The sequence below is a fragment of the Bacillus sp. CZDM1 genome, from assembly GCF_055502545.1.
Map to the genome: position 1 here is coordinate 83,536 of NZ_JBUESO010000005.1, position 22,644 is coordinate 106,179.

At 39.0% G+C, this 22,644-nt stretch carries 19 protein-coding genes; 18 read left to right on the plus strand and 1 reads right to left on the minus strand.

Annotated elements, in window-relative coordinates; translation table 11 throughout:
• Nucleotides 1-150 precede the first annotated feature (150 nt).
• The 4 genes from ACY3XC_RS13045 (at nt 151) to prfB (ending at nt 8,249) form a co-directional block, all read left to right on the plus strand.
• On the plus strand, nt 151-1,797 hold the full coding sequence (locus ACY3XC_RS13045) for a cytochrome c3 family protein (RefSeq protein WP_464868944.1): 1,647 nt from the start codon (nt 151-153) through the stop codon (nt 1,795-1,797).
• A gap of 327 nt (nt 1,798-2,124) precedes the next feature.
• On the plus strand, nt 2,125-4,287 hold the full coding sequence (locus tag ACY3XC_RS13050; RefSeq protein ID WP_464868945.1) for an Ig-like domain-containing protein: 2,163 nt from the start codon (nt 2,125-2,127) through the stop codon (nt 4,285-4,287).
• Between the two features lie 256 nt (nt 4,288-4,543).
• On the plus strand, nt 4,544-6,760 hold the full coding sequence (locus tag ACY3XC_RS13055) for a hypothetical protein (protein ID WP_464868946.1): 2,217 nt from the start codon (nt 4,544-4,546) through the stop codon (nt 6,758-6,760).
• Nucleotides 6,761-7,147: 387 nt separating this feature from the next.
• Nucleotides 7,148-8,249, plus strand: a protein-coding gene (gene prfB / locus ACY3XC_RS13060) for a peptide chain release factor 2 (RefSeq protein WP_179156567.1) whose coding sequence is annotated in 2 segments (ribosomal slippage) — nt 7,148-7,219 and nt 7,221-8,249 — 1,101 coding nt in all. Because the reading frame shifts where the segments join, the coding sequence is not laid out codon by codon here.
• Nucleotides 8,250-8,366: 117 nt separating this feature from the next.
• Here prfB and ACY3XC_RS13065 read toward each other — a convergent pair.
• Nucleotides 8,367-8,609 carry a hypothetical protein gene (locus tag ACY3XC_RS13065; protein WP_464868947.1) on the minus strand — a complete coding sequence of 81 codons (243 nt, stop codon included), beginning with the start codon at nt 8,607-8,609 and terminating at the stop codon, nt 8,367-8,369.
• Between the two features lie 218 nt (nt 8,610-8,827).
• Here ACY3XC_RS13065 and ACY3XC_RS13070 point away from each other — a divergent pair, with 218 nt between their 5' ends.
• The 14 genes from ACY3XC_RS13070 (at nt 8,828) to ACY3XC_RS13135 (ending at nt 22,623) form a co-directional block, all read left to right on the plus strand.
• Nucleotides 8,828-9,691, plus strand: coding sequence for a YitT family protein (locus ACY3XC_RS13070; protein ID WP_464868948.1), 864 nt, complete (start codon nt 8,828-8,830; stop codon nt 9,689-9,691).
• A gap of 50 nt (nt 9,692-9,741) precedes the next feature.
• Nucleotides 9,742-10,065, plus strand: coding sequence for a cytochrome c551 (gene cccB, locus ACY3XC_RS13075; RefSeq protein ID WP_179156564.1), 324 nt, complete (start codon nt 9,742-9,744; stop codon nt 10,063-10,065).
• A 294-nt stretch (nt 10,066-10,359) separates the two neighbouring features.
• Entirely contained in the window at nt 10,360-11,046 is a 687-nt protein-coding gene (ftsE, locus tag ACY3XC_RS13080; RefSeq protein ID WP_179156563.1) for a cell division ATP-binding protein FtsE, read from the plus strand.
• Nucleotides 11,036-11,929 (plus strand): permease-like cell division protein FtsX, encoded by an 894-nt coding sequence (gene ftsX / locus ACY3XC_RS13085; protein WP_464868949.1) that lies wholly within the window; start codon nt 11,036-11,038, stop codon nt 11,927-11,929. The genes ftsE and ftsX overlap by 11 nt, the downstream gene beginning before the upstream one ends.
• A gap of 106 nt (nt 11,930-12,035) precedes the next feature.
• A complete protein-coding gene (locus tag ACY3XC_RS13090) occupies nt 12,036-13,340 on the plus strand; it encodes a murein hydrolase activator EnvC family protein (protein WP_464868950.1) in 1,305 nt (434 codons plus the stop codon).
• A 165-nt stretch (nt 13,341-13,505) separates the two neighbouring features.
• Nucleotides 13,506-14,960, plus strand: a complete 1,455-nt coding sequence (locus ACY3XC_RS13095) for a S41 family peptidase (protein ID WP_464868951.1) — start codon at nt 13,506-13,508, stop codon at nt 14,958-14,960.
• A gap of 276 nt (nt 14,961-15,236) precedes the next feature.
• Nucleotides 15,237-16,430, plus strand: a complete 1,194-nt coding sequence (locus ACY3XC_RS13100; protein WP_464868952.1) for a PDZ domain-containing protein — start codon at nt 15,237-15,239, stop codon at nt 16,428-16,430.
• Between the two features lie 118 nt (nt 16,431-16,548).
• Nucleotides 16,549-17,130, plus strand: coding sequence for a putative ABC transporter permease (locus tag ACY3XC_RS13105; protein WP_464868953.1), 582 nt, complete (start codon nt 16,549-16,551; stop codon nt 17,128-17,130).
• Nucleotides 17,131-17,174: 44 nt separating this feature from the next.
• A complete protein-coding gene (locus tag ACY3XC_RS13110; protein ID WP_464868954.1) occupies nt 17,175-17,729 on the plus strand; it encodes a CBO0543 family protein in 555 nt (184 codons plus the stop codon).
• 178 nt (nt 17,730-17,907) lie between these two features.
• The gene (locus ACY3XC_RS13115; RefSeq protein ID WP_464868955.1) at nt 17,908-18,654 is read left to right on the plus strand and encodes an IclR family transcriptional regulator; all 747 of its coding nucleotides are present in this window, start codon (nt 17,908-17,910) and stop codon (nt 18,652-18,654) included.
• Nucleotides 18,655-18,827: 173 nt separating this feature from the next.
• The gene (locus tag ACY3XC_RS13120; RefSeq protein WP_464868956.1) at nt 18,828-20,147 is read left to right on the plus strand and encodes an ABC transporter substrate-binding protein; all 1,320 of its coding nucleotides are present in this window, start codon (nt 18,828-18,830) and stop codon (nt 20,145-20,147) included.
• A gap of 118 nt (nt 20,148-20,265) precedes the next feature.
• Nucleotides 20,266-21,144: a carbohydrate ABC transporter permease gene (locus ACY3XC_RS13125; RefSeq protein ID WP_464868957.1), complete on the plus strand. Its 879-nt coding sequence runs from the start codon at nt 20,266-20,268 to the stop codon at nt 21,142-21,144.
• Nucleotides 21,141-21,965 carry a carbohydrate ABC transporter permease gene (locus tag ACY3XC_RS13130; protein WP_179156552.1) on the plus strand — a complete coding sequence of 275 codons (825 nt, stop codon included), beginning with the start codon at nt 21,141-21,143 and terminating at the stop codon, nt 21,963-21,965. Before ACY3XC_RS13125 ends, ACY3XC_RS13130 begins: the two co-directional genes overlap by 4 nt.
• Nucleotides 21,966-21,990: 25 nt before the next feature.
• Nucleotides 21,991-22,623 carry a bifunctional 4-hydroxy-2-oxoglutarate aldolase/2-dehydro-3-deoxy-phosphogluconate aldolase gene (locus ACY3XC_RS13135; protein ID WP_464868958.1) on the plus strand — a complete coding sequence of 211 codons (633 nt, stop codon included), beginning with the start codon at nt 21,991-21,993 and terminating at the stop codon, nt 22,621-22,623.
• Nucleotides 22,624-22,644: the final 21 nt, after the last annotated feature.

The window sequence follows — 22,644 nt, forward strand, 5'->3', positions numbered from 1 at the left end:
AACCTTAGATCATAGAAATACAGTTTCATAACCTATTTCCTTCACATTTAAGGGGGTGGTATAGAAAAGTAAGCAGCAGAAGGTTTGTTCATTAAATAAAAACAAAAACAGAGAGAAAAAAAGAGAGATTTACTTGGGAGGTTTTTAAGAATGAGAAAGTTTAGTTTAAGCTTGCTTTTTGCAGTCTTGTTATTTGGATTGTTTGCAACAGCAGCTGCTGCAGAAGGACCACTGGTTCCTTCAACAGTTGGCGATGTAAATGTGAACGCAAATAAGACAGCTGATGGTATTGACACAGAGGACGGTTCAACTTATAGTACGGTAATTAAAAATTTACAAGGTCACAAGACACATACTTCTTACCAAAACAACACTAACTCTTGTGCAAGCTGTCACCAAACACATACTGCAAAAGGTGATCAATTACTATTTGCTGATGGTGTTTACAACACTTGTACTGCATGTCATGATGGTACTTTAGGTTTCTTAAACGTTTTCTCTGATGGTTCATTAACTGCTGATACCGCTAAAACTACCGCTGGTGCAGGGACATTCGGTGGTACTCACGGTGCTTCTCAGCATATGGCTAACGATACAGTGAAAATCAAAGCGGCTCCTGGTGGAAACCCAGATATAGAAGGCGATGACAAGACTAGAGGAACTGCATGGGGCGAAAACTTCAACTGTGCAAGCTGTCACGCTCCACACGGATCTTACTCTGACCGTTTACTTCAGTACAATCCAAACGGAATTGGTGCAATGCCTGTTTCTAAGGGTGGTAACCAATTAGAAAACGTTCCTGTAGTAGATTCTTTACCTGCTATGACAACTGCTGAGGAAAAAGCTGCTGCTCCTGCTGTAGTATTACTACGTACAGAAGATGCTGTAGCTGATGCTAATGGTCATAAAAAAGTAACTGTAGCACAATACAACAAAGGTGCTGCTGCTTATGCGAAGTCAACTGCACCTTGGCTTTATGGATACGACGGTCGTACAGATGGCCTTACTTACTGGTCCCGTTTAGTTAAAGCAGAAAAAGGAGATAACCCAGCAACAAAAGATGTAGTTGAAACAGACTCTGATATTATCGCTGCTTACGGATCAACTTCTGGCGTTTACTTCGATTACGAACATGCAGAAGCATACTCCACTTCTGCTGCAGGTGCTACTGCACTGGAAGGTGCTGCTAGAGGTTTTATTGCTCGTCCGGTAGTAGTTCAAATGGCTCAAGAAGGCTACGAAACTATTCAAAGTGCTTACTGGTCTGGTGCTGATATTTCAAAATTCGGCGGCAAAACAGAAGCAGAATTAAAAGACCTTGGTTACACAGTAACAACTGATGCAACAACTCAAGCTAAAACTGTTAAAAACGTTGGGGTTAAAATGTCTCAATTCTGTGCGGCTTGTCACACTGACTACCTAGTATCAAACAGCACTAGTGGTGGATCTCATTTCGGTACAGAAACTGCTGCATACCGTCACAGCACAAACAGCGACAGCTACACTTGCGTACGATGCCACTTTGGCCATGGTACTGATGCATACATCATGAAAGATTCTCTTGGACGTACAATTAAAGACTTAGTTGGAACCATAGGAGTCGTAAACAACACAACTGTAGCAGCAACAGAAGCTGATGCACTTTCTTACATGCAAGACAACAATGCTTCTTCAGCTCTTAAGAAGTTTACGAACATGTCAGTATGTTGGGCTTGTCATAACAGCTCACACGCTGAAACTATTAAGAACGCAGAGCGTCGTGCTGATCATCCATCAGGAATGCCTACTGGCAACTAATAAAATAAGCTAACAATTAGCTGCAACTAATTATTAGCTCGAAGAATTAAATGTTTGAATTGGGTGTTATGCTTTTGCATAGCACCCAATTATTTGCCGTTATCTTAACATTTCAGACATCGAATTGTCAAATTTACCAATTTACATATATATCTTTTTGTGAGTTACATATATTCCTTATAAATACTAATCCACATTTCTACAATACATATATGAAGATTTATTGAATTATCCCCGCTTTCTCTAGTACCTTCCAAACAATAGGAATAAAATATATATAGAACAACATCTTGTCAATGCAGATATAGTAGAAATGAGAGGTGCTATATGAGAATAAAGGGACTTCTTCATAAAGCCAAATTTCAAGTATTAATCATACTTGTTTTATGTATTCAAATGGTAGGACCCAAGCAATTACTGACTATTTCAAGCGTTAAAAGTGAGGGATTACCTGGCACAGAGCCAAAGATTACTATCACATCACCAGTAACGAATTATTATTCAAATGGAACAAACTTATCTATTTCTGGTACTGTAGAGAATTTTCCAGTGGATAGTTCCATTACCTTATATGAGGGCACAGATCCAAAAGGCACTAGTGTTGTGACAGAAAACAACTGGACTATTCCCGTTATTTTATCTGAAGGCATTCATACAATTACTGCTCAATCAGACGTTGATGGAGTCCGGATTACTTCCAACCCTATTAAGATAACGGTTGATTCTACCCTGCCATCGATTAATTTTGTAAAACCAAGTAATGGTGAATATATTAATTCTAGATTGATGGAGGGAGCTACAGAGCCTTCTGCTATCGTAAAGATTTGTATGGATTGCATGGAAGAACCTGCAGGAGCGGTTATCGGAAATTGGGTATCTGCCACGGCTGATAGTACTGGAAAATGGGTATATGAAAATCCGCTATTATCAGATGGCACTCATATTGTTTATGCTAAAGCGACTGACCAGGAAGGGAACAACGGAGATACTAATAAAATTACCTTTGTATTGGACACTTTACGACCGAAAATATCGCCAGATGTTTTTCCAAAACAAGATATGACACAAGTGCCACTAAATTCTATTATTAAGGTTAAGATTAACGATGCAAGTGCAATGGATGGGAGACAGGAAGTAATTGATAAAAGTATCCAGCTTTATGATGGTGATATAAAAGTTGAGGGTACGGCATATTATAATGCTGCGACAAAGGAAATTACATTCACACCTTTAAAAGCGCTGGACCCTAGTACAAAATATAATGTAATTATCAGTCCATTTGGGATTGTTGATGCCGCTGCTAATAGTGCCTTTCCAAGATTTTGGTCTTTTACGACTGTTGGTGCCGTATCAGATGTACATCAGAATCCTCATGGAATTTATACAAACAACGTGAATACCTGTGGAAATTGTCATAGTACACACAAAGCAAAAGATCCGGGCTTACTGTCAACGCCAACTACAACATCAACAGAAGCAACAACTCAAACCGTAGCAAATCAGGAAGTAAACCTTGCTGCTGACAACTATTGTATGGCTTGTCATGATGGTACAGTAGCACCATTACCTGAGAATAGACTAAACGAGCATAATCATAATGCGGCTGTAAAGATAGATGGGCAGCCAAGTGGAAGTTCCTGTTCAAGCTGTCATAATCCGCATTTGGATTGGTCAGAAAAAAATTCAAATCTGGCGCAAGACCATATCATTTATAAACATTTGCCATCGAACCCGATAGACCCGAATAAACCAACAGAGGAGATTAGCAGTAAAGAACAATTGTGCGAGTCCTGTCATGAACATGATAGTGCCGAGAAAATCGCTAATCCTGCTGTAGAGTATCGGGTTTTCCAATATAGTAAATCGAGTACAGCTACTGGACTCTATGAAGATTATGAACTTTGCCTCCGATGCCACAACGGAGATTTCAAAAAGAAATATTCTAAAATTGCTGATATCGCTAGTCACTACAATAACCTGACAGAAGATAGTAAGAAGCAGTATGAAAATATTAATGGGCAGTCATCCTTCTCCAATCGTGATATTACTATAGAGAAAGGTTTTTCAGGACATATAATGAAAGCCCAAGATGGAAGTCCACTTGCAGGACATATTCCATGTGCAGAGTGTCATGATACCCATGGGTCAAACAATATTAAACAACTTAAACATTCAATAGGGCACGAGGGGATTCAATCCTTTACTGCTGGAATTACAGATTTTAAAGTTGTTAAAGATATTATCGATTCCAAGGAACAAGAATTTACTATATTAACAGATGCCAAGGAGAGGGAATTCTGCTTAGCTTGTCACAATGGTACAACTGCCATCTACGGGGGCATAGGTCAAAAGTATGACGAAACGATTAATGAACATAAATCTTTCCCAAGTAAACCCTGCTCTTATTGTCATGGAAGAGGAGCGTCAGAGGTGGAAAGAGCTCTAAGTGCTTCTCACGCCCCCAAACAGGGATTAGTACCTGTAGAATAAAAAAATCGGGAGGACATTCCTTCCGATTTTTTTATGTTAAAAGATATTTTTACTAACTATATTAATAATTGTGCTATAATGTTCTTAAACAAGAACATTATTTTCGTTTTTTGAGCAAAATTTTTAAATTCATAAATAAACATCAAGTGTCTACAGATCTATTATAAATGGGTCTTTTTATTTTTTTATAAATGAGAGGAGGGCTTTTATGGAAGTTGCCCAATGGTTTTAAGAAAAAAGGGAGGGGAATTAAAATGTGGTAAAAAGAATGGGGAGTTTTAGACAGAAACCTAGGTTTATTTTTAGTTTAATCACAATATTTACTATGGCTTTAATCCTAAATACCTTCATTGTTTCAGCGGTTGACACCTATTATAGTAATTATTATCCGGTGAAAGGGTCTAGTGTAACAGTATCCAACCCCAAAATATCAGTTTATGTTAAAAGCATCTATGAGTTAAATGATTCAAGCGTAAAGTTGTGGATAAATGGTGTTGAGAAGCAAGCAACATTTATGTATAAAGGGGTTTGGGTGGATGATTATGAAACAGATCAAATGATATGGACCATTACAAATCGTAAGGAAGGTACGATAAGTTTTAATGCTTCTAATTTGAATGACTTAGAGAATACGGTTGAAGTCAGCATTACAGACAAAGCTAACCCGCCCAATGTAATCACTGACACCTGGAAATTTACAGTGAAGGAGCCTCCTAAGTTTAACAATATTAGCCCTGCAGACAAGAGTAAACAAACTAATTTAAATCAACTAACCTCAATAGTAAGTGATAATACCGGTGTCAATTGGGATAATCTTAAGTTAAAAATTAATAATGTAGAAAAAAGTCCATTGGATATTAGTATTAATAGGGAAACTGGCGCGATTTCCTATGATCAGGTCTTCCAAACAGGCAGCTATACTGCCGTTCTAGAGGTAAAAGATAGTTTAGAAAATATAGGAACAATAACTTGGAATTTTGTAGTTGATTCTTCGCCGCCTGAAATCGTTACGGGCTTCATGGATGGTAAGATTATCACAGATGGCCCACTAAAAATAAATATTCAGTTAAAGGATTTACTAGATATTAAGGAAAATGCAAAATTAAAATTGGACGATATAGATTTACCTGTTAATTTTAGGCTTGAGGGATACGTTGATAAATATTATGGAAATTACATTATAACTTCAAGAAAGATAGCTTATTTATCTTATGAAGGAATGGTTTCTAATGGCAATCACAAATTAGAATTATACACGGAAGATGAACTTGGAAACCAGATCACACGGTTATGGAATTTTTCTGTAGCCGTAAAGCCTGAAATTTCAAATGTATCTCCGTTTAAATATGGTGTGGCGGATTTAAAACCAACTATATCAGCAGTTGTAAAATCCCCAAATGGTACAATTAATCCTGAATCTATTGTATTAAAAATAGATGATAATATAGTAAGGCCAAATTACAATCAGAGTACAGGGTTAGTAAGTTATACACCTGAAGGGAATTTAAAAAATGAAAGTAACCATACTGTAAAATTATCTGTAAATGATGAATCAGGGTACTCCCTGGAAAAAGAGTGGAGATTTTATACGAATACGTATCCCGATATGAGTGATTCTAATTATACGGCTTGTATTGCATGCCATGATACTTCTAGTTTTGCAGGGTCGAATGGAGTGCTGGAGGATGTTCATAAATCTAAACTTTACTTTGGAGGAACACATTCAAGAAACCGTTGCTCGAACTGTCACAATTATATAACTGTACCTGCAGGGTGCAGTCAGTGTCATGATGACCCAGATGGTACAGCTTTTGCATATTCTCCTCATGGTTCAACACCAACCATCCATTATCAGCCAAAAAATGTTGACCCTGCTATCCCGCTTCGAGTAACCGAAAATCGTGAAATGAACGACTGTATAATTTGCCATCAGCCAGGTTCTGGCGTAAAAGGGTATGAAGGATACTTAGCGCAGCCAACTAGATTATTAAATAATCACGACATCCCAGAACTCCACAAAACCTCCGACGAATCCTGCACAAAGTGCCATGCACAATCGCTCACTCACGAACATGCCCGCGAAGATCGAACCGATAAGGATGGTAACTCTATCAACTGTAATACATGTCACCAAAGTACGGATCCTAAATTAGTACAAGCAATAACCAATAAAGATACTTCTTGCTCCGCCTGCCATGGTGAGGCATCACATGATGAACTTCACGTATATGAGCAAATGGACAGTAACTGCGTAGGCTGCCATACCAATACACTAACCAAAGCGCACAAAGCTGTAAATGTAACCTGTGCAAATTGTCATGAAAGTCAGGATCAAGTTGTGCTTGATGCTATTGCCAATAAAAATAAGGCGTGTCAAACATGTCATACCAATCCGCTCCATCAAAATCAGCACATGGATTGCGCTACATGTCACAAAGAACCACTGCCTAAAATAAACATGCCTGTACATTAGTCGAAAAATAACGCAAATAAGTAATAAAAACGAGAGGATCCGTCCTCTCGTTTTTATGTGGATAAGTTAAAACGGGCGTTGAGATTCAATGTCTACTTGTAGATAACTCCTGTTAATATGTAGATATGTGGATAAAATTTTAAGAAAATTTAAAAATCTTGTAGATAACTTTACTTATCCACATACAAATTTAAAAAATCATTTCCTATCTATGTGGATAAGTGTTGTTATCCACAGGGTGTTTGAATGGTAAAGTCCCCGAAACATTCCTTCATGAAATAATCATTTTTGAAATTTCCCCTCTAGTCAGGCTATAATGGATAAGGAACATACGAACGACCATAACATATGCTACAAACAGACGTAATTTTTATAGAGGTGACGAAAATGGAATTAGCAGAAATACGAAATGAACTTGAAAAATCAGCTAAGAAATTAGTGGACTTTAGGGGGTCTCTTTGACCTTGAAAATAAGGAAGCACGCATAGCTGAACTGGATGATCAAATGCTCCACCCTGATTTTTGGAATGACCAACAGGCGGCCCAAACCGTCATTAGTGAGGCCAATGCCTTAAAAGATCAGGTAAATGAATTTAGTGACTTATTCGAAACATTTGAGAATCTTGAAGTAAGCTATGAGCTTGTAAAAGAAGAAAGTGATGCGGAACTCCAAGCAGAGCTTGAGGAAGAGTTGATCGAACTGACCTCAAGATTAAATGAATTTGAACTTCAGCTGCTGCTAAGCGAAGAATACGATAAACATAATGCGATTTTAGAGCTGCACCCAGGTGCTGGTGGAACAGAGTCACAGGACTGGGGCTCAATGCTGCTCCGAATGTATACCCGTTGGGCCGAGAAAAAGGGCTTTAAGGTTGAAACGCTGGATTATCTTCCTGGTGACGAAGCGGGGATTAAAAGTGTAACCTTGGCGATAAGAGGTCATAACGCGTACGGTTATTTAAAGGCGGAAAAAGGTGTCCATCGCTTAGTAAGGATTTCACCGTTTGATGCTTCCGGCCGCCGTCATACATCCTTTGTATCGTGTGAGGTTATGCCTGAATTTAATGATGAAATTGAAATCGAAATCCGTACCGAGGATCTAAAAATAGATACGTATCGTGCCAGCGGCGCCGGTGGACAGCATATCAATACCACTGATTCAGCTGTGAGGATAACTCATATGCCAACAGGGGTAGTCGTTACCTGTCAGAATGAGCGCTCACAGATTAAAAACCGTGAGGCAGCGATGAAAATGTTGAAAGCCAAGCTGTATCAACGCGAAATCGAACAGCAGGAAAAAGAGCTTTTGGAAATTCGCGGTGAACAAAAAGAAATCGGCTGGGGAAGCCAAATTCGCTCCTACGTCTTCCACCCTTACTCTATGGTGAAGGATCACCGGACTAGTGCAGAAAGTGGAAACGTTCAGGGTGTTATGGATGGAGATTTGGATCCATTTATTGATGCTTATCTGCGCTCTAGAATTTCATAATCTATATAAAAAGCCTTTGCCCTATGAGTGGCAAAGGCTTTACTATTTGGATTTTTTTACCGCTCATGGTGGGAGGATAGAGGATTTTGTGGAGAGCTAGTTACTTTGATATTATGTCTACCTTTTGCCACTAAGTTCCTCAGAAACCAATTCAAACATAATGTCATGGTGGTCTAGCTTATTTTCTATATGTCTAAAATGACTCCTAAACTCTGTGGCATTATTATCAACTGTTTCCTGAAGAGACTCGATTTTCGATTCTACACTATCAAATCGAAGATCCATCTTATCAAATCGAAGGTCCATTCTTTCAAACTGGTTATTGATTTGCTCCATCATTTTCATTAATAGCTGCTCCATGTTTTCACCTCCTCTATTCGACAATTATACCACCTTTATAAATAATCCTATTCTTAGAATTCCTCATGAAAATTATTTTAATGACAAATACTAAAATATATTTAACCCTTTAATGCGTTATCTCAATCCCATTTACAGCAAATTATTGCCATGCTATACTCACTTCGGTTGAGTAAGAAAATGATAGCAAAAAGGTAATATAGAGGGGAATTTTCACTATGAATAAGAGAAAAAGTAACCAGACTGCACCGAAATTTGAAAGTGCATTAGAATACATAAACGTACTAATCGGATCAGCTATAATTGCGCTGGCCTTTAATGTTTTTCTGCTGCCTAATCAAATTGCTTCAGGAGGCGTCAGCGGAATTAGTACGATATTATTAAGCGTGCTGGGATGGGAACCTGCTTATGTACAATGGGCGTTTAATATTCCATTGTTTATTGCCGGAGTCGTTTTACTAGGAAAACAATTTGGGGTTAAAACCCTTGTCGGTACATTATTCTTACCTTTTGTTGTTTTCTTCACAAAGAATATTGAACCGTGGACAAATGACGCCTTACTTAGCGCTTTGTTTGGAGGGATCGCCGTAGGTCTTGGACTTGGAATTGTTTTTAGAGGAAATGCTTCAACAGGCGGAACGGACTTAGCGGCACAGATTATTACCAAGTACACCGGGTTAACACTTGGAACGAGTGTTGTTCTGATTGATGGACTTATCGTCATTTCAGCTGCTCTTGTGTTCGATATTGAACGAGGATTATATGCTCTCATTGCCTTATATGTAACCAGTAAGACGATAGATTTGGTTCAGGTTGGTTTTGGCAGATCGAAAACGGCCATGATTATTACGAATAAGCAAGAGGAAGTACGTGAGGGAATTCTAAATAAAATTGATCGAGGTGTAACAAAACTATCGGCATATGGTGGTTTCACTGATAATGAACGTCCAGTTCTTATGTGTGTGGTCGATCAACGCGAGTTCACAAAATTGAAACAATTGGTTAAAACCCTTGACCCGACTGCATTTGTCGTCGTTATGGACGCTTCTGAAGTGCTGGGAGAAGGTTTCAAAAGGGCGTAAGACTGCTATACTATTCCTTGTATGGAAATTTTTTCTGAGGGGGAGTAGTAATGAAGAAAAAGCTACTACAAATGTTATTGGGAACAGCTCTTGTTATGGGACTTGCTGCCTGCGGCGGCGGAGAAGACGAGGGTGGAGGAGACACAGCAGCAGCAGGGGATGCTGAAAAAGTGTACTCTCAAAAATGTTCAAGCTGTCATGGCGGCGACTTAAAGGGTGGTATGGGACCTGACCTAACTGCTGTAGGAGCCAGCAAGTCAAAAGATGAAATTGCTGCTATCATTAAAGATGGTACGGATGGCGGAATGCCTCCAGGTCTAATTGAAGGCGATGACCTTGATAAGGTTGCAGATTGGCTTTCAACTAAAAAGTAATGAATGTAAACGTTCTGTGAATTTTGCAGAACGTTTTTATTTTTGTGAATCTAAGGTCCTATATTAAGATATTGTAAACTTTTGTCGAAAAATATTGGGCATATATAACAATATATGTAGGTTTTGAAAAGAAACTGTAATATTTTTACCGCTTTTTTTACTCCTATTGAGTGTTATAATGGATTTATGCGAAATCCTGCAGTATTTTGTCTAGGATTTTGTTTTCGTGCAAGAAAATAAGAGGTTAATGTCGAATTTTATTGTTTCGAAACTAACTTATAAAGGTGATCTAAAATGATAGAAATGCAGGATGTGTTTAAAAAGTACCCGAATGGGGTTACTGCCATAAATGGGATAGACGTGCGGATTAACCAAGGAGAGTTTGTCTATGTGGTTGGTCCAAGTGGTGCGGGTAAATCTACATTCATTAAAATGATGTATCGCGAGGAAGTCCCAACCTCAGGAACCATTACAATGAATGGTGTTAACATAGCTAAAATAAAAAACAAGAAAGTACCTATTTTCCGACGGAATCTTGGCGTGGTCTTTCAAGACTTTAAACTATTGCCAATGAAAACTGTTTATGAGAATGTAGCTTTTGCACTCGAGGTTATTGAAGCGCAGCCGAAATATATCAAGAAGCGCGTAATGGAAGTTCTTGACCTTGTTAATCTTAAGCATAAAGCTAGAATGCTTCCAACAGAGTTATCCGGAGGCGAGCAGCAGCGTGTTTCGATTGCCCGTTCAATTGTTAACTCACCAAAGGTAGTAATAGCGGACGAACCTACAGGTAATCTTGACCCAGAGACTTCATGGGAAATCATGAATATCTTTGAAGAAATTAATAATAGGGGTACCACGATTGTAATGGCTACCCATAATCGGGAAATCGTCAACACCATTAAACATCGGGTAATTGCCATTGAGGCAGGTAAAATAGCACGTGACGAACAAAGAGGTGATTACGGTTATGAAAATTAGAACTCTTGGCCGTCATGCACGTGAAAGCTTTAAGAGTATTGGAAGAAATGGCTGGATGACGTTTGCCTCAGTTAGTGCTGTTACGGTAACGCTCATTTTAGTCGGTGTCTTTTTCGTTATTATGATGAATCTCAATAAAGTGGCAGAGACCATTGAAGAGGACGTGCAAATTCGCGTTCACATCGATGTTGCAGCAAATGACGAAGATCAGCAAAAGTTAAAAAGTGCGATTGAAAATATTTCAGAAGTTCAGAGTGTGAAATTTTCATCCAAGGAGCAAGAGCTTGAAGATTTAATTAAGAGCATGGGTGAGGATGGACAAGCATTTAAACTTTTTGAGCAAGACAATCCACTTAACGATGTATTTATCGTAAAAACGAAAAAGCCACAGGATACAATGAATGCGGCAAAGGAAATTGGAAAGCTAGAGTATGTTACAAAGGCTGTGTACGGTAAGGGTACAGTTGAAAAGTTATTTAACTTTATCAAAGCAAGCCGAAATGTAGGAATTGTCTTAATCGCTGGATTATTTTTCACTGCGGTATTCCTAATCTCTAATACGATTAAAATTACGATTATCGCCAGACGTAGAGAAATTAAGATTATGAGGCTGGTGGGTGCAACGAATAACTTTATTAGATGGCCATTCTTCTTAGAAGGGCTATGGCTAGGCATCCTTGGTGCGATTCTTCCCATTATTTTAATATCGATTGCTTACTATAACGCTTATGAGTATCTAGCACCAAAGTTAATAGGGAACTTCATTCAAATTCTTCCATATAATCCGTTTATGTATCAGGTTTCTGGACTCCTTCTATTAATGGGAGGCTTAATCGGAGTATGGGGCAGTGTGATGTCAGTTAGAAAGTTCTTAAAGGTTTAATTTTGTCAGGAAGGGCAGTGGTAAAATGTCCTTCCTGATTTAAATAGTAGGGAGAGATAACGATTTACCCTTACATAAAAATATGAGTGGGGAGGAGAACTAGGTCTTGAAAAAATCATTTGTAACGTTTGCTGTTGCAGGAACATTCATTGTAAGCAGTATGTTTGGGGGGATCGCTGAAGCAACTTCTATTTCAGGCTTACAAAATCAGCAAAAAGAAATTCAAAAGGAAAAATCTGAATTATCCTCAGATATCAGTGATGCAGATCAACAGATTAATAGTTTGAATGCACAGCAGGCGGATGTAAAAGAAGAAATGACACGTATCGATCATTCAATTGACGATACTCATCGGAAGATTAGAGAAAAAACGGACGAGCTAGAGGAAACGAAAACAGAAATTACTAGACTTCAAGAAGAAATTAAAGTGACAAAGGAACGAATTGTTAAGCGAAATGAGCTTTTGAAAGATCGTGCCCGAAATTATCAAGAAACAGGTGGAATGGTCAGTTATCTTGACGTGTTAATGGGTTCGAAAAACTTTAGTGATTTTATTGACCGTGCAAGTGCTGTCGCTACAATCATGCAGGCAGACCAGGATATTCTAGCGCAGCATGAAGCAGATAAAAAGAGTCTTGAGGAAAATCAAGCCAAGCTGGAAGTAGGGCTTGCGAGTGTTCAAACCATGCTGGCTGACTTAGAAGAAATGAACCAACAATTGAATGCGCAGAGAGCGGAAAAGGATAGGTTATTAGCTACTCTAGAAGAGCAGGAAGATGAAATCCATGCACATAAAATGGAGCTTCAAGAAGAGGCGCAAATCCTTGCGGCACAATCAGCAGCCATTCAAAAGGCAATTGAGCTTGAACAAGAACGCCAGGCAGCATCGGCTGCCGCAGCAAAAGCAGCCGCCGATGCAGCAGCTGCAGCTGCGAACAACAATAATTCAGGGTCTGACAGCGGTGGAGGGGCTAGTACCCCTTCACAACCATCTCCAACTGTCTCTAGTGGAGCATTCACAATGCCAGCGAATGGAACGTTTACATCAAGTTTTGCGCCTAGATGGGGCTCCTTCCACTACGGGGTGGATATAGCTAATCGTGCTGCAAATGTACCAATTTGGGCAGCAGCAGATGGTGTTGTCATTCAATCCTACTATTCTAGCAGTTATGGGAATGTTGTTTTTATCGCCCATTCTGTAAATGGACAATCGTATACAACGGTTTCAGCTCATATGGAAACAAGATATGTCAGCTCTGGAGCAGTTGTGAAAAAGGGTCAGCAGATTGGAATTATGGGTAACACTGGTGATTCACAAGGTAAACATTTACACTTTGAACTTCATAGAGGTAGTTGGAATAATTCCAAAAGTAACGCAATCAATCCTGTGGGGATTGTACCAATGCCATAAAATCTAGGGGAGAAGCCAAGCTTCTTCCTTTTCTTTTGGATAAAAACAAGTCAAAAGGGCACCTCCACATTTCTGGCATAACTCGTCCATTCCTTACATAATAGTTAATAAACAGGCGGGAAAGAGACTCTTTTCTAATCGAAGCTGCACATGAGGGGGAACAGGATGAAAAGTAAGTGGATAGCCCTGATGATGGTAGGTTCGCTTCTTACGGGAGCGGGGGGCACATATGCGGGAATGAATTGGTATGAACAAACAGAGGGAAACAGCGCCCTTGAGCAGACATTAACGAAAAAAGATACAGGTGTTACGGACCAAACAGATATGGAGGACCTTGCGAAGGTAAATCAGGCATATGAATTAATCCTGAGCCGATATGTTGAAAAGGTAGATAATGAGATGCTTGTGGAGGGAGCCATTCAAGGAATGCTCACTGTCTTAGATGATCCCTATTCCGTTTATATGAATAGGGAAACTGCCCAGCAATTCAGTCAAGCTTTAGAATCATCCTTTGAAGGTATCGGTGCAGAAGTGGGGATGGAGGATGGGAAAATCGTTATTATCTCTCCATTTAAAAATTCACCAGCTGAAAAAGCGGGATTAAAGCCGAATGATGAGATATTAAAAGTAGACGGGAAAAGTGTTGAAGGCCTAGATTTAAATAAAGCAACATTGAAAATACGAGGTAAAAAAGGAACAAAGGTCAAGTTAGAAATCGCACGAAAGGGCTTAAAGGAACCTTTAACCATTGATGTTACTCGTGATGAAATTCCACTTGAGACCATTCATGCTTCAGTGAAGAAACTAGATGGAAAAAAGATAGGGTACATTGAAATTACTTCGTTTTCACAAGAGACAGCTGCTGATTTTAAAAAGGAGCTAAAAGAGCTAGAGAAAAAAGATATTAATGGCTTACTTATAGATGTCCGTGGAAACCCTGGCGGATTGCTTGTTAGTGTTGAGGATATCTTAAAAGAATTTGTTACGAAAGAAAAACCATTTATACAAATTGAGAAACGAAATGGAGAGAAGGAACGGCACTTCTCCAATCTTAGCGAGAAAAAGGATTACCCAGTAGCAGTCCTCATTAACAAAGGCAGTGCGTCAGCTTCTGAAATTTTAGCGGGAGCATTAAAAGAAGCGGCAGACTATCAATTGGTTGGGGAAACGACTTTTGGTAAGGGAACGGTACAACAGGCGGTTCCGATGGGAGATGGTAGCAATATTAAGCTGACGCTCTTTAAATGGCTGACACCTGATGGAAACTGGATTCACAAAAAAGGGATAAAACCGGATGTGGAAATCGATCAGCCTGCCATCTTTGATACTCATCCACTTCAAATTGAAGAACCGCTGAAAGAGGATATGAACAATGAGCAGGTCAAAAATGCCCAAGAAATATTATCTGGTTTAGGCTTCGCTCCTGGACGGACAGATGGTTATTTTAGTAAAGAAACAACAACAGCAGTTAAAGCCTTTCAGCAAAACAACAACCTCCAGCCAACTGGAAAAATTGATGCAAAAACAGCAGCAATGCTAGAAGAACAGATAATAAAAGAAATGAAGAAAGAGAAAAACGACATCCAGCTTCAAACCGCTTTACGACTAATTGCAAAATAAAAGGTAAACAGAGGCCGCTGCCTCTGTTTTTTGTGTGCGACAAATCAGGATAAGTATGATTGTGTAATGCCAAGATTTCCGTGGAAATATTTGTTGAAGTATAATGAAATAACACGAATTCCGAAGAAAAGTGTTCGTGGAATCCTAATAATTATATAAAAATTCGACATTTTTTTGTTTTTCAATAATCTAGTAATAGGTTTTATCCCTCCATTTTGGTAAAATAATCTTTAGAGCTAGAATAGTAGAATTTATGATAGAGGCAGGTGGCAGGAATTGGTGCAATTATGGCTTTTGGAGCTGTTGAAAGGGACAGGAAGACTATTTCTACATCCGGTTTTTTACTATCTCATTTTCCTTTCAGGAATACTGGGAGTATCAAGGGTTAAACGTGAACGGAAAAATTTCCATACAAGGACATTTGATGCCTATTTTGAACTACGACAGTTGTTTCCTATAGGATTAATACTGGGTTTAGTACTTACCATTGTCACATTAATGGCAGGGTTAACACTTCCATTTGCTGCCATCCTTCTAATTGCTGTCTTTACGATATTATGGAGTTTAACAACTAATATTAGGCTTATGTCGCCAGTATACACGGTAGGTGCAGCTTTTTTCTCTATTAATTTAATCATGGAGTATGAATGGACCCTGCCAATTTTTAATGATACATTTCAGGCTTTAGATGAAAAGGTATATCCTACATTGGTCATTCTAATGGCACTTTTATTAATTTCAGAGGGAATTCTTATTCGTAAAAATGCTGGTAAAGGTACCTCCCCAAAGCTGGTAAAAAGCAAGCGTGGACAAAATGTTGGAGCACACGAAGTGAAACGATTCTGGATGCTGCCTATGTTTTTACTTATCCCAGGGGAGGCTCTAACTCTCCCATTCGAGTGGTGGCCAATCTTCAACATAGGGGCGGAATCCTACTCGCTAATCCTGGTTCCATTTGCGATTGGCTTTAACCAGCAAATTCAAGGTATGCTGCCGAAGAAATCTATCGAGTTACAGGGGCGTAGAGTTACAACACTCGGTGTATTGATATTGATTTTGTCTGTTATTGGTTATTGGTATCCGTTAATCTCCATAGGAGTAGTAGCCTTGGCAATAATCGGCCGTGAATTGATCTCCTTAATGCAACGATTGAAGGATGATAATTTACCGTTTTACTTCTCGAAGAAAAACAACGGATTAATGATTATTGGAGTAATACCAGAATCCCCCGCTGATAAAATGGGACTTCAAGTAGGCGAAATAATTTCAAAAGTTAATGGAGTGATCATAAGGGACGAACACGTTTTTTACGAGGCATTACAAAAAAATCGAGCCCATTGTAAGCTCGAGGTTCTAGACATAAATGGTGAGGTTCGTTTCGTTCAACGTGCCCTGTATGAAGGTGATCATTATGAACTTGGTATACTTTTTGTACAGGATCAGAAAAAGTTTGTAGAAGAAATAAGTTAGCTAACATACAGGAGGGTGTCAGCCGACACCCTCTTTTTTCCTGTGCACAGTATATTTGGCAACAAGACTGCGAAACCTAACTTGGGAATTTACTAGCCAAGAAAGGTGGTTTAGCCATATGATTAGCTTTTTAGATTTTAACACTCCTTTAAATTTAAGCTTTGAAGGAGTTTCTGCAGTTGTTTTTTATTTCACGATTTATTCTTTGATTGGCTGGCTGTTAGAAAATAGCTACAGTTACATGACAAAACGAAAATTTTTTAAGCCGAATTTTTTTCTTGGACCCTTTAAGCCTATGTATGGCTTTGCCCCAGTGCTTTTGGTTTATTTCATTGGTCCGGAAACAAATTGGGGTATAATCCTTTTGCTGTGTTTTTTCATTCCTACTTTTATCGAGTACATTAGTGGTGCATTGCTTCAAAAGTTTTTTCAACGTCAATGGTGGAATTATTCTGATATGCCTATGCAGATACACGGCCATATTTGTTTGCCATTCTCTCTTTGTTGGATTCTTCTGTCCTTAGCTTGTGTAAAATGGGTTCATCCTGTGATTGTTTCTTTTTATGGAGCAATAGAGTTTTTATGGACCTGGATTTGGCCGGCGGTTATCCTGTATTTCATTGCTGAACTTACATTATCGATTCGCAGACATTCTGCCCAGGTATTTGATGAAGCAGAATCACCCAATCCAATTCAATAAAGAACTCTTATGTGATTTAGGAAATCAAAATTGGGAGGATACCAATGGAGGAATTAGGTAGGCAGATTGATAAACTTTCAAACCAATTAACGGACTTAAGAATGGAAATATGGACGAAGCATACATTATTCACATGGCAATGGTGGATGCTGCTTATAGCATGTATCATCATGCTAGTCCTCTTTATTGTATGTATTAAAAAAGAAAAACGTCTCCCTTCAATTGCGTATTTTGGAATCATTTACTTATTAAATAAAAACCTTGATGATATTGCGACAGCGATGGACTGGTATGATTACAGAATGCAGCTTGAACCTATTATTCCAACAATGTTACCAGCAAATCTTTTTATCATACCAATTGGACTTACATTAATATACGATAGGTACAAGAAATGGAAGTCATTCTTGATTGCTTTAGGGGGAGCTTCTGTTTTGATAGCTTACATTGCCCTCCCATTAATGAAAATGGTAAATATCTACCTTGAAAAATCATGGAATGCCCATTGGTCATTTATAACTCTAGTCATTATGGCTACTATTTCGAAGGCAGTGATAGACAAAGTTACACTTAAATATAATGGTTCAAATGATACTTAATAGGTTTTAAACATGAAGGACTAACAATAGTCCTTTTTGTATGAAAACTTTTATTAATTGGGCTAATTAGCGGAATTTTTAAATAAGTTATTGCCAGAATAGGAAGCCTATAGTATGCTTTGTTTATAAATCATATATATGATATCGAATCACATATGTGATTTAGGGAGGAAGAGTTATGTCGGTAAAATCAGCTAAACGTGTTTTAATGGTTTTTGATTTACTAGCCCAACATCCAGAGGGATTAACCATAAAGGAAATTAGCAGTAAACTTTCCTTTCCCCAAAGCAGTACTTCTGGTCTGATTGAGACGTTATATACAAACAGCTATCTAACTGCTGATGATTTTAGAAAATATAAGCTTGGACCTAAATTAATCCAGCTTGGCGGAGCAGCAAAGGATTCATTAGATCTTTATGCACAAGGGTCGCCTTTTCTTAAAGAATTGATGGAAGAGGTTCAAGAAACCGTTTTCATGGCCCTTCTAGATCAATCTGAACTGACGTATATAGCAAAAATAAATAGTAATCGTTCAATCCGTACCACTGCAGAGCCAGGAAAAAGTAAGCCAATTTACTGTACCGGATTGGGTAAGGCATTTTTAACCTTTCTGCCGGAAGATAGAAAGATTGAAATATTAGATAATCTAAGACTAGCACGCATCACGGATAAGACGATCACCAATAAGGAAGAACTGTTAAAGCAGTTAGAATGGTTTGCTGAACAGGGTTATGCTATTGATGATGAGGAAAATGAAGAAGGACTCTATTGTCTTGCAGCTCCTGTGTATGGGGCAGACCAAAACGTTGAGGCGGCGATTAGTGTAGCAGGGCCGAAAGATAGGATGCTTAAGCAAAAAGAATTGATCATTGAGAAGCTGCTCGATACAGCAAGTAAAATATCAATTAGCATTGGATACAGATAATCCAAATGATTAGCTAGATTTATAGAATGATTTTTTATAAGTCATTATATGGTTTCACGACCATTTAAATATATTTTGATAGCGCTTAAATCTTCTCAACAAGCAAAATTTTTTCACCATATAATGAAAGCGTTGTCACATTTTTTAATTATATTAGAAATAGGGGGAGAATTATGAAAAGTAATTTCTTAGGTTTTAAGAAGGCAGCAGGGTATCTTGCTTTAGCTGTAGGGATTAGTTCAGCGCTCGTGGGCTGCAGCGGCGGGTCAGATACAGCAAAAGAAACATCTGATAATGGGGAGAAAAAGGTCCAAGAGATTCGTGTGGTGGCGGCAAACCATCCATGGACAGAGGCTATTAAGAATGAATTGCCTGCATTCGAAAAAGAGACAGGAATTAAGGTTAAGATTGATAGCTATTTTGAAGATCAACTGACACAAAAAACATCTGTCGAGTTTGCTTCTAACTCAAAGGGTATTGATGTTGTAATGTTCCGTCCACTTCAGGATGGAAAAATGTACAACAAGAGTGGATACTTTGCAGATATGAGCAGTTACGTTGGGGAAGAGAAGGACTACACTAATGACTTTATCCCTTCTTCACTTGGAAGTGTTAAGGATGGAGATAAGTATTATGGATTGCCTCTAGTAACAGAAACCCAAGTTCTATACTACCGTAAAGACCTTTTAGAAAAGGCTGGTATTGAAGTTCCAAAGACACTTGAAGAGCTTGAAGCAGCGGCGAAGACATTACATGATCCAGCAAATGGAGTTTCAGGATTTGTTTCTCGTGGTAAGCGTGCTGCAGCAGTTACTCAGTTCTCAAGCTACTTGTATGCTTTCGGCGGTGATTTCATGAAGGATGGAAAGTCAGCCATTACATCTCCTGAAGCGATTGAAGCGTTTAATTACTACGGAAACATGCTTAACAAATACGGCCCTAAAGGTACCCTAAACATGAGCTGGCCGGAAGCAATGGCAGTGTTCACTCAAGGACAAGCAGCATTCTATACTGATGCCTCGTCTTTATTTACCAATGCCACTGACCCTGCCAAATCACAGGTAGCAGATAAAGTTGGATTTGCCCCATTCCCGGCTGGTCCGGAAGGTTCAAAGCCTTATAATATCACATCTTGGGCACTTGGTATCGGAGCGAACTCTGAGAAAAAGGATGCTGCATGGGAATTTATTAAATGGGCTGAAAGTAAAGAAATGGTGTTGAAGCTTCAAGCTGAAGGTAACCCTGGTGCACGTATTTCTGTCTGGGAGTCGCCAGAAGGAACGGCAAAATTCCCGAAAGATTTAGCAGAAGCTATTGGTGCAAATGGTGAAGCTGAGGCTGTCCCTTACGATCGTCCAGTTCTAATTAACGTAGGAGCAGCACGTGACGTGATTGGTGATGTCATTTTAGCAGGAATTGAAGGGAAAGACGTCAAAGCAGCTGCCGAAAAAGCAGATGGAGAATTCCAGAAGATTATTGACAGCGAGAAATAATAAAACCGATTTAACCTAATTTGAAACGGCTTTCGGTTAGCAGTCTGGGTTTGACTTCTAGATGCTCTCAGGAGGCCGTTTTTTTTAAGGCAATTGATCATTGGTAAGGAGGAGCAGTATGACAAATTGGATTGATCGTAACATCAAGTGGGTTTTTACTATGCCTGCTGTGATCTTTGTAGCGCTAATGATGGTCGCGCCTGTCGGATATACATTCTGGCTTAGTTTTCATGAATGGAGTATGTCCAATATTACCCCGCCGTTATGGGTAGCTCTTCAAAATTACCTTGAATTATTTCAAGATGAACTTTTTATTAAATCATTAAAACTTATGTTTTACTTTACCATTGTGGCGGTAACGCTTGAAACAGTATTGGGAGTGGGGCTTGCCATTCTGATGAACCAAAATATTGTTGGCAAAGGGCTTGTAAAAACATTATTTCTATTGCCAATGGTTGCAACTCCAGTTGCTGTAGGTTTAATTTGGGTGCTTATTTATGAGCCTAATATTGGTATCGCAAATGTTTTTTTAGAAAAATTAGGGCTCCCAGGTCAGGAATGGTTAACCTCTCAGAGTCTGGTTATGCCATCGTTAATCTTTATTGATATTTGGGAATGGACACCAATGATTGCATTAATCGTATTAGCAGGTCTCGTTTCGCTGCCAAAGGATCCATATGAGGCTGCTATGATTGATGGAGCGAATACATGGCAATCGTTTACAAAAATTACACTTCCTTTATTGAAGCCGACGCTTTATTCGGCCGTTTTGCTAAGAATGATTGATGCATTAAAAACGTTCGATATTATATATGCTACAACCCAGGGTGGTCCAGGAACGTCATCCCAGACAATCAACATCTATGGTTACGTTTTAGGATTTCAATACTTTAAAATTGGCCAGGCATCAGCCTTGCTTATGATCTTCTTCATTATTGTCCTTAGCATCAGTATTTTCACGATCCTTTTACGGAAGAGAGCGGGGGTTAACCTATGAGTAGAAAAAAACCGATAACAATAAAATCAATCCTCACTCACGTGGGTGTCTACTTATCCCTGTTTTTGTTTTTACTACCTTTCCTTTGGATGCTCCTTGCGTCATTTAAAACGCAGGTACAGATATTAGATACATCAAAACTATTTGAAATTACCGCTAATTTCAGTAATTACATTAGCGTATTTAACGAATATTCTTTTCTTTCATTTATTTGGAACAGCTTTATTGTTGGAATAGGTGCGACGATTTTTGGCCTAATTCTAGGATTGCCGGCTGCTTATTCCATTGCAAAATATAAACAGGAAGGGCTTGGACTTTTGATACTGGTAGCCAGAATTGTTCCTGGTATCTCTTTCCTTATCCCTTGGTTTATCATTTTCTCGAAATTGCAATTAATTGATACTTATACTTCCCTTATTCTCAGTCATATGCTTGTGACAATGCCGTTTATTATTTGGGTTATGATTCCGTTCTTTGAAGGATTGCCGCTTGAACTTGAGGAGTCTGCTCGTGTTGACGGATGTTCCATCCCTGGTGCATTTGTAAGAGTTATGCTTCCAATTTCAGGACCGGGAATTGTAACATCATCGATCTTAGCGTTTATTTTTTCATGGAATAACTTTATGTTTTCCTTGATTCTTGCAGGCGACAATACGAAGACATTACCGATAGCAGTGTTTAATTTTATCTCCTATTCAGAGATAAACTGGGGTGGGCTGATGGCGGCTTCCGTGATCATCACAGCACCGGTTCTTATTTTGGCGCTGTTTGCCCAAAAGTATATTATTGCTGGGCTGACTGGAGGAAGTGTAAAAGGGTAACTTTCATCTAAGGAGTTGAAGTGGAATGAGCACCTCGTCATTAGAGGAGATTAGAAGAGCAAAACTGGTGGCCATTATTCGCAGCCACTCGTTAGAGGGATTAGAAAATACAGTTAGAAGTCTCTATAAGGGGGGAATTCGTGCTATTGAAATCACGATGAATACCCCTGGCGCTTTAAGTGGAATTGAACGGTTAAAAGAAAACTTTCCTGAGCTGCTGATTGGGGCAGGGACGGTATTAGATTCAGAGACTGCTAGACTGGCGATTATGTCTGGGGCAGGCTTCCTCCTAACCCCCACTTTGAAAAAGGAAACCATTGAAATCGCCAATCGCTATCATGTGCCGATTATCCCGGGAGTCATGACTCCTACTGAGGTGTTAACGGCATATGAATACGGGGCGAAAATGGTTAAAATCTTCCCGATTCGACAGCTTGGTCATAAGTATTTGACTGACTTAAAGGGTCCGTTACCGTTTGTTGAAACGATGGCTGTCGGGGGAATCTCCCTAGAGAATGCAGGTTTATATTTAAAGTCAGGTGCAAATGCCTTGGGAATTGGCAGTGCGCTCGTGGATGAAAAGCTAGTACAACAAGGTGATTTTACAGAAATTGAAAGACGGGCAGCAAGCTTCGTAGAAATTGTCAGTCAACAATAATCACCAAATTGAATGACGAGA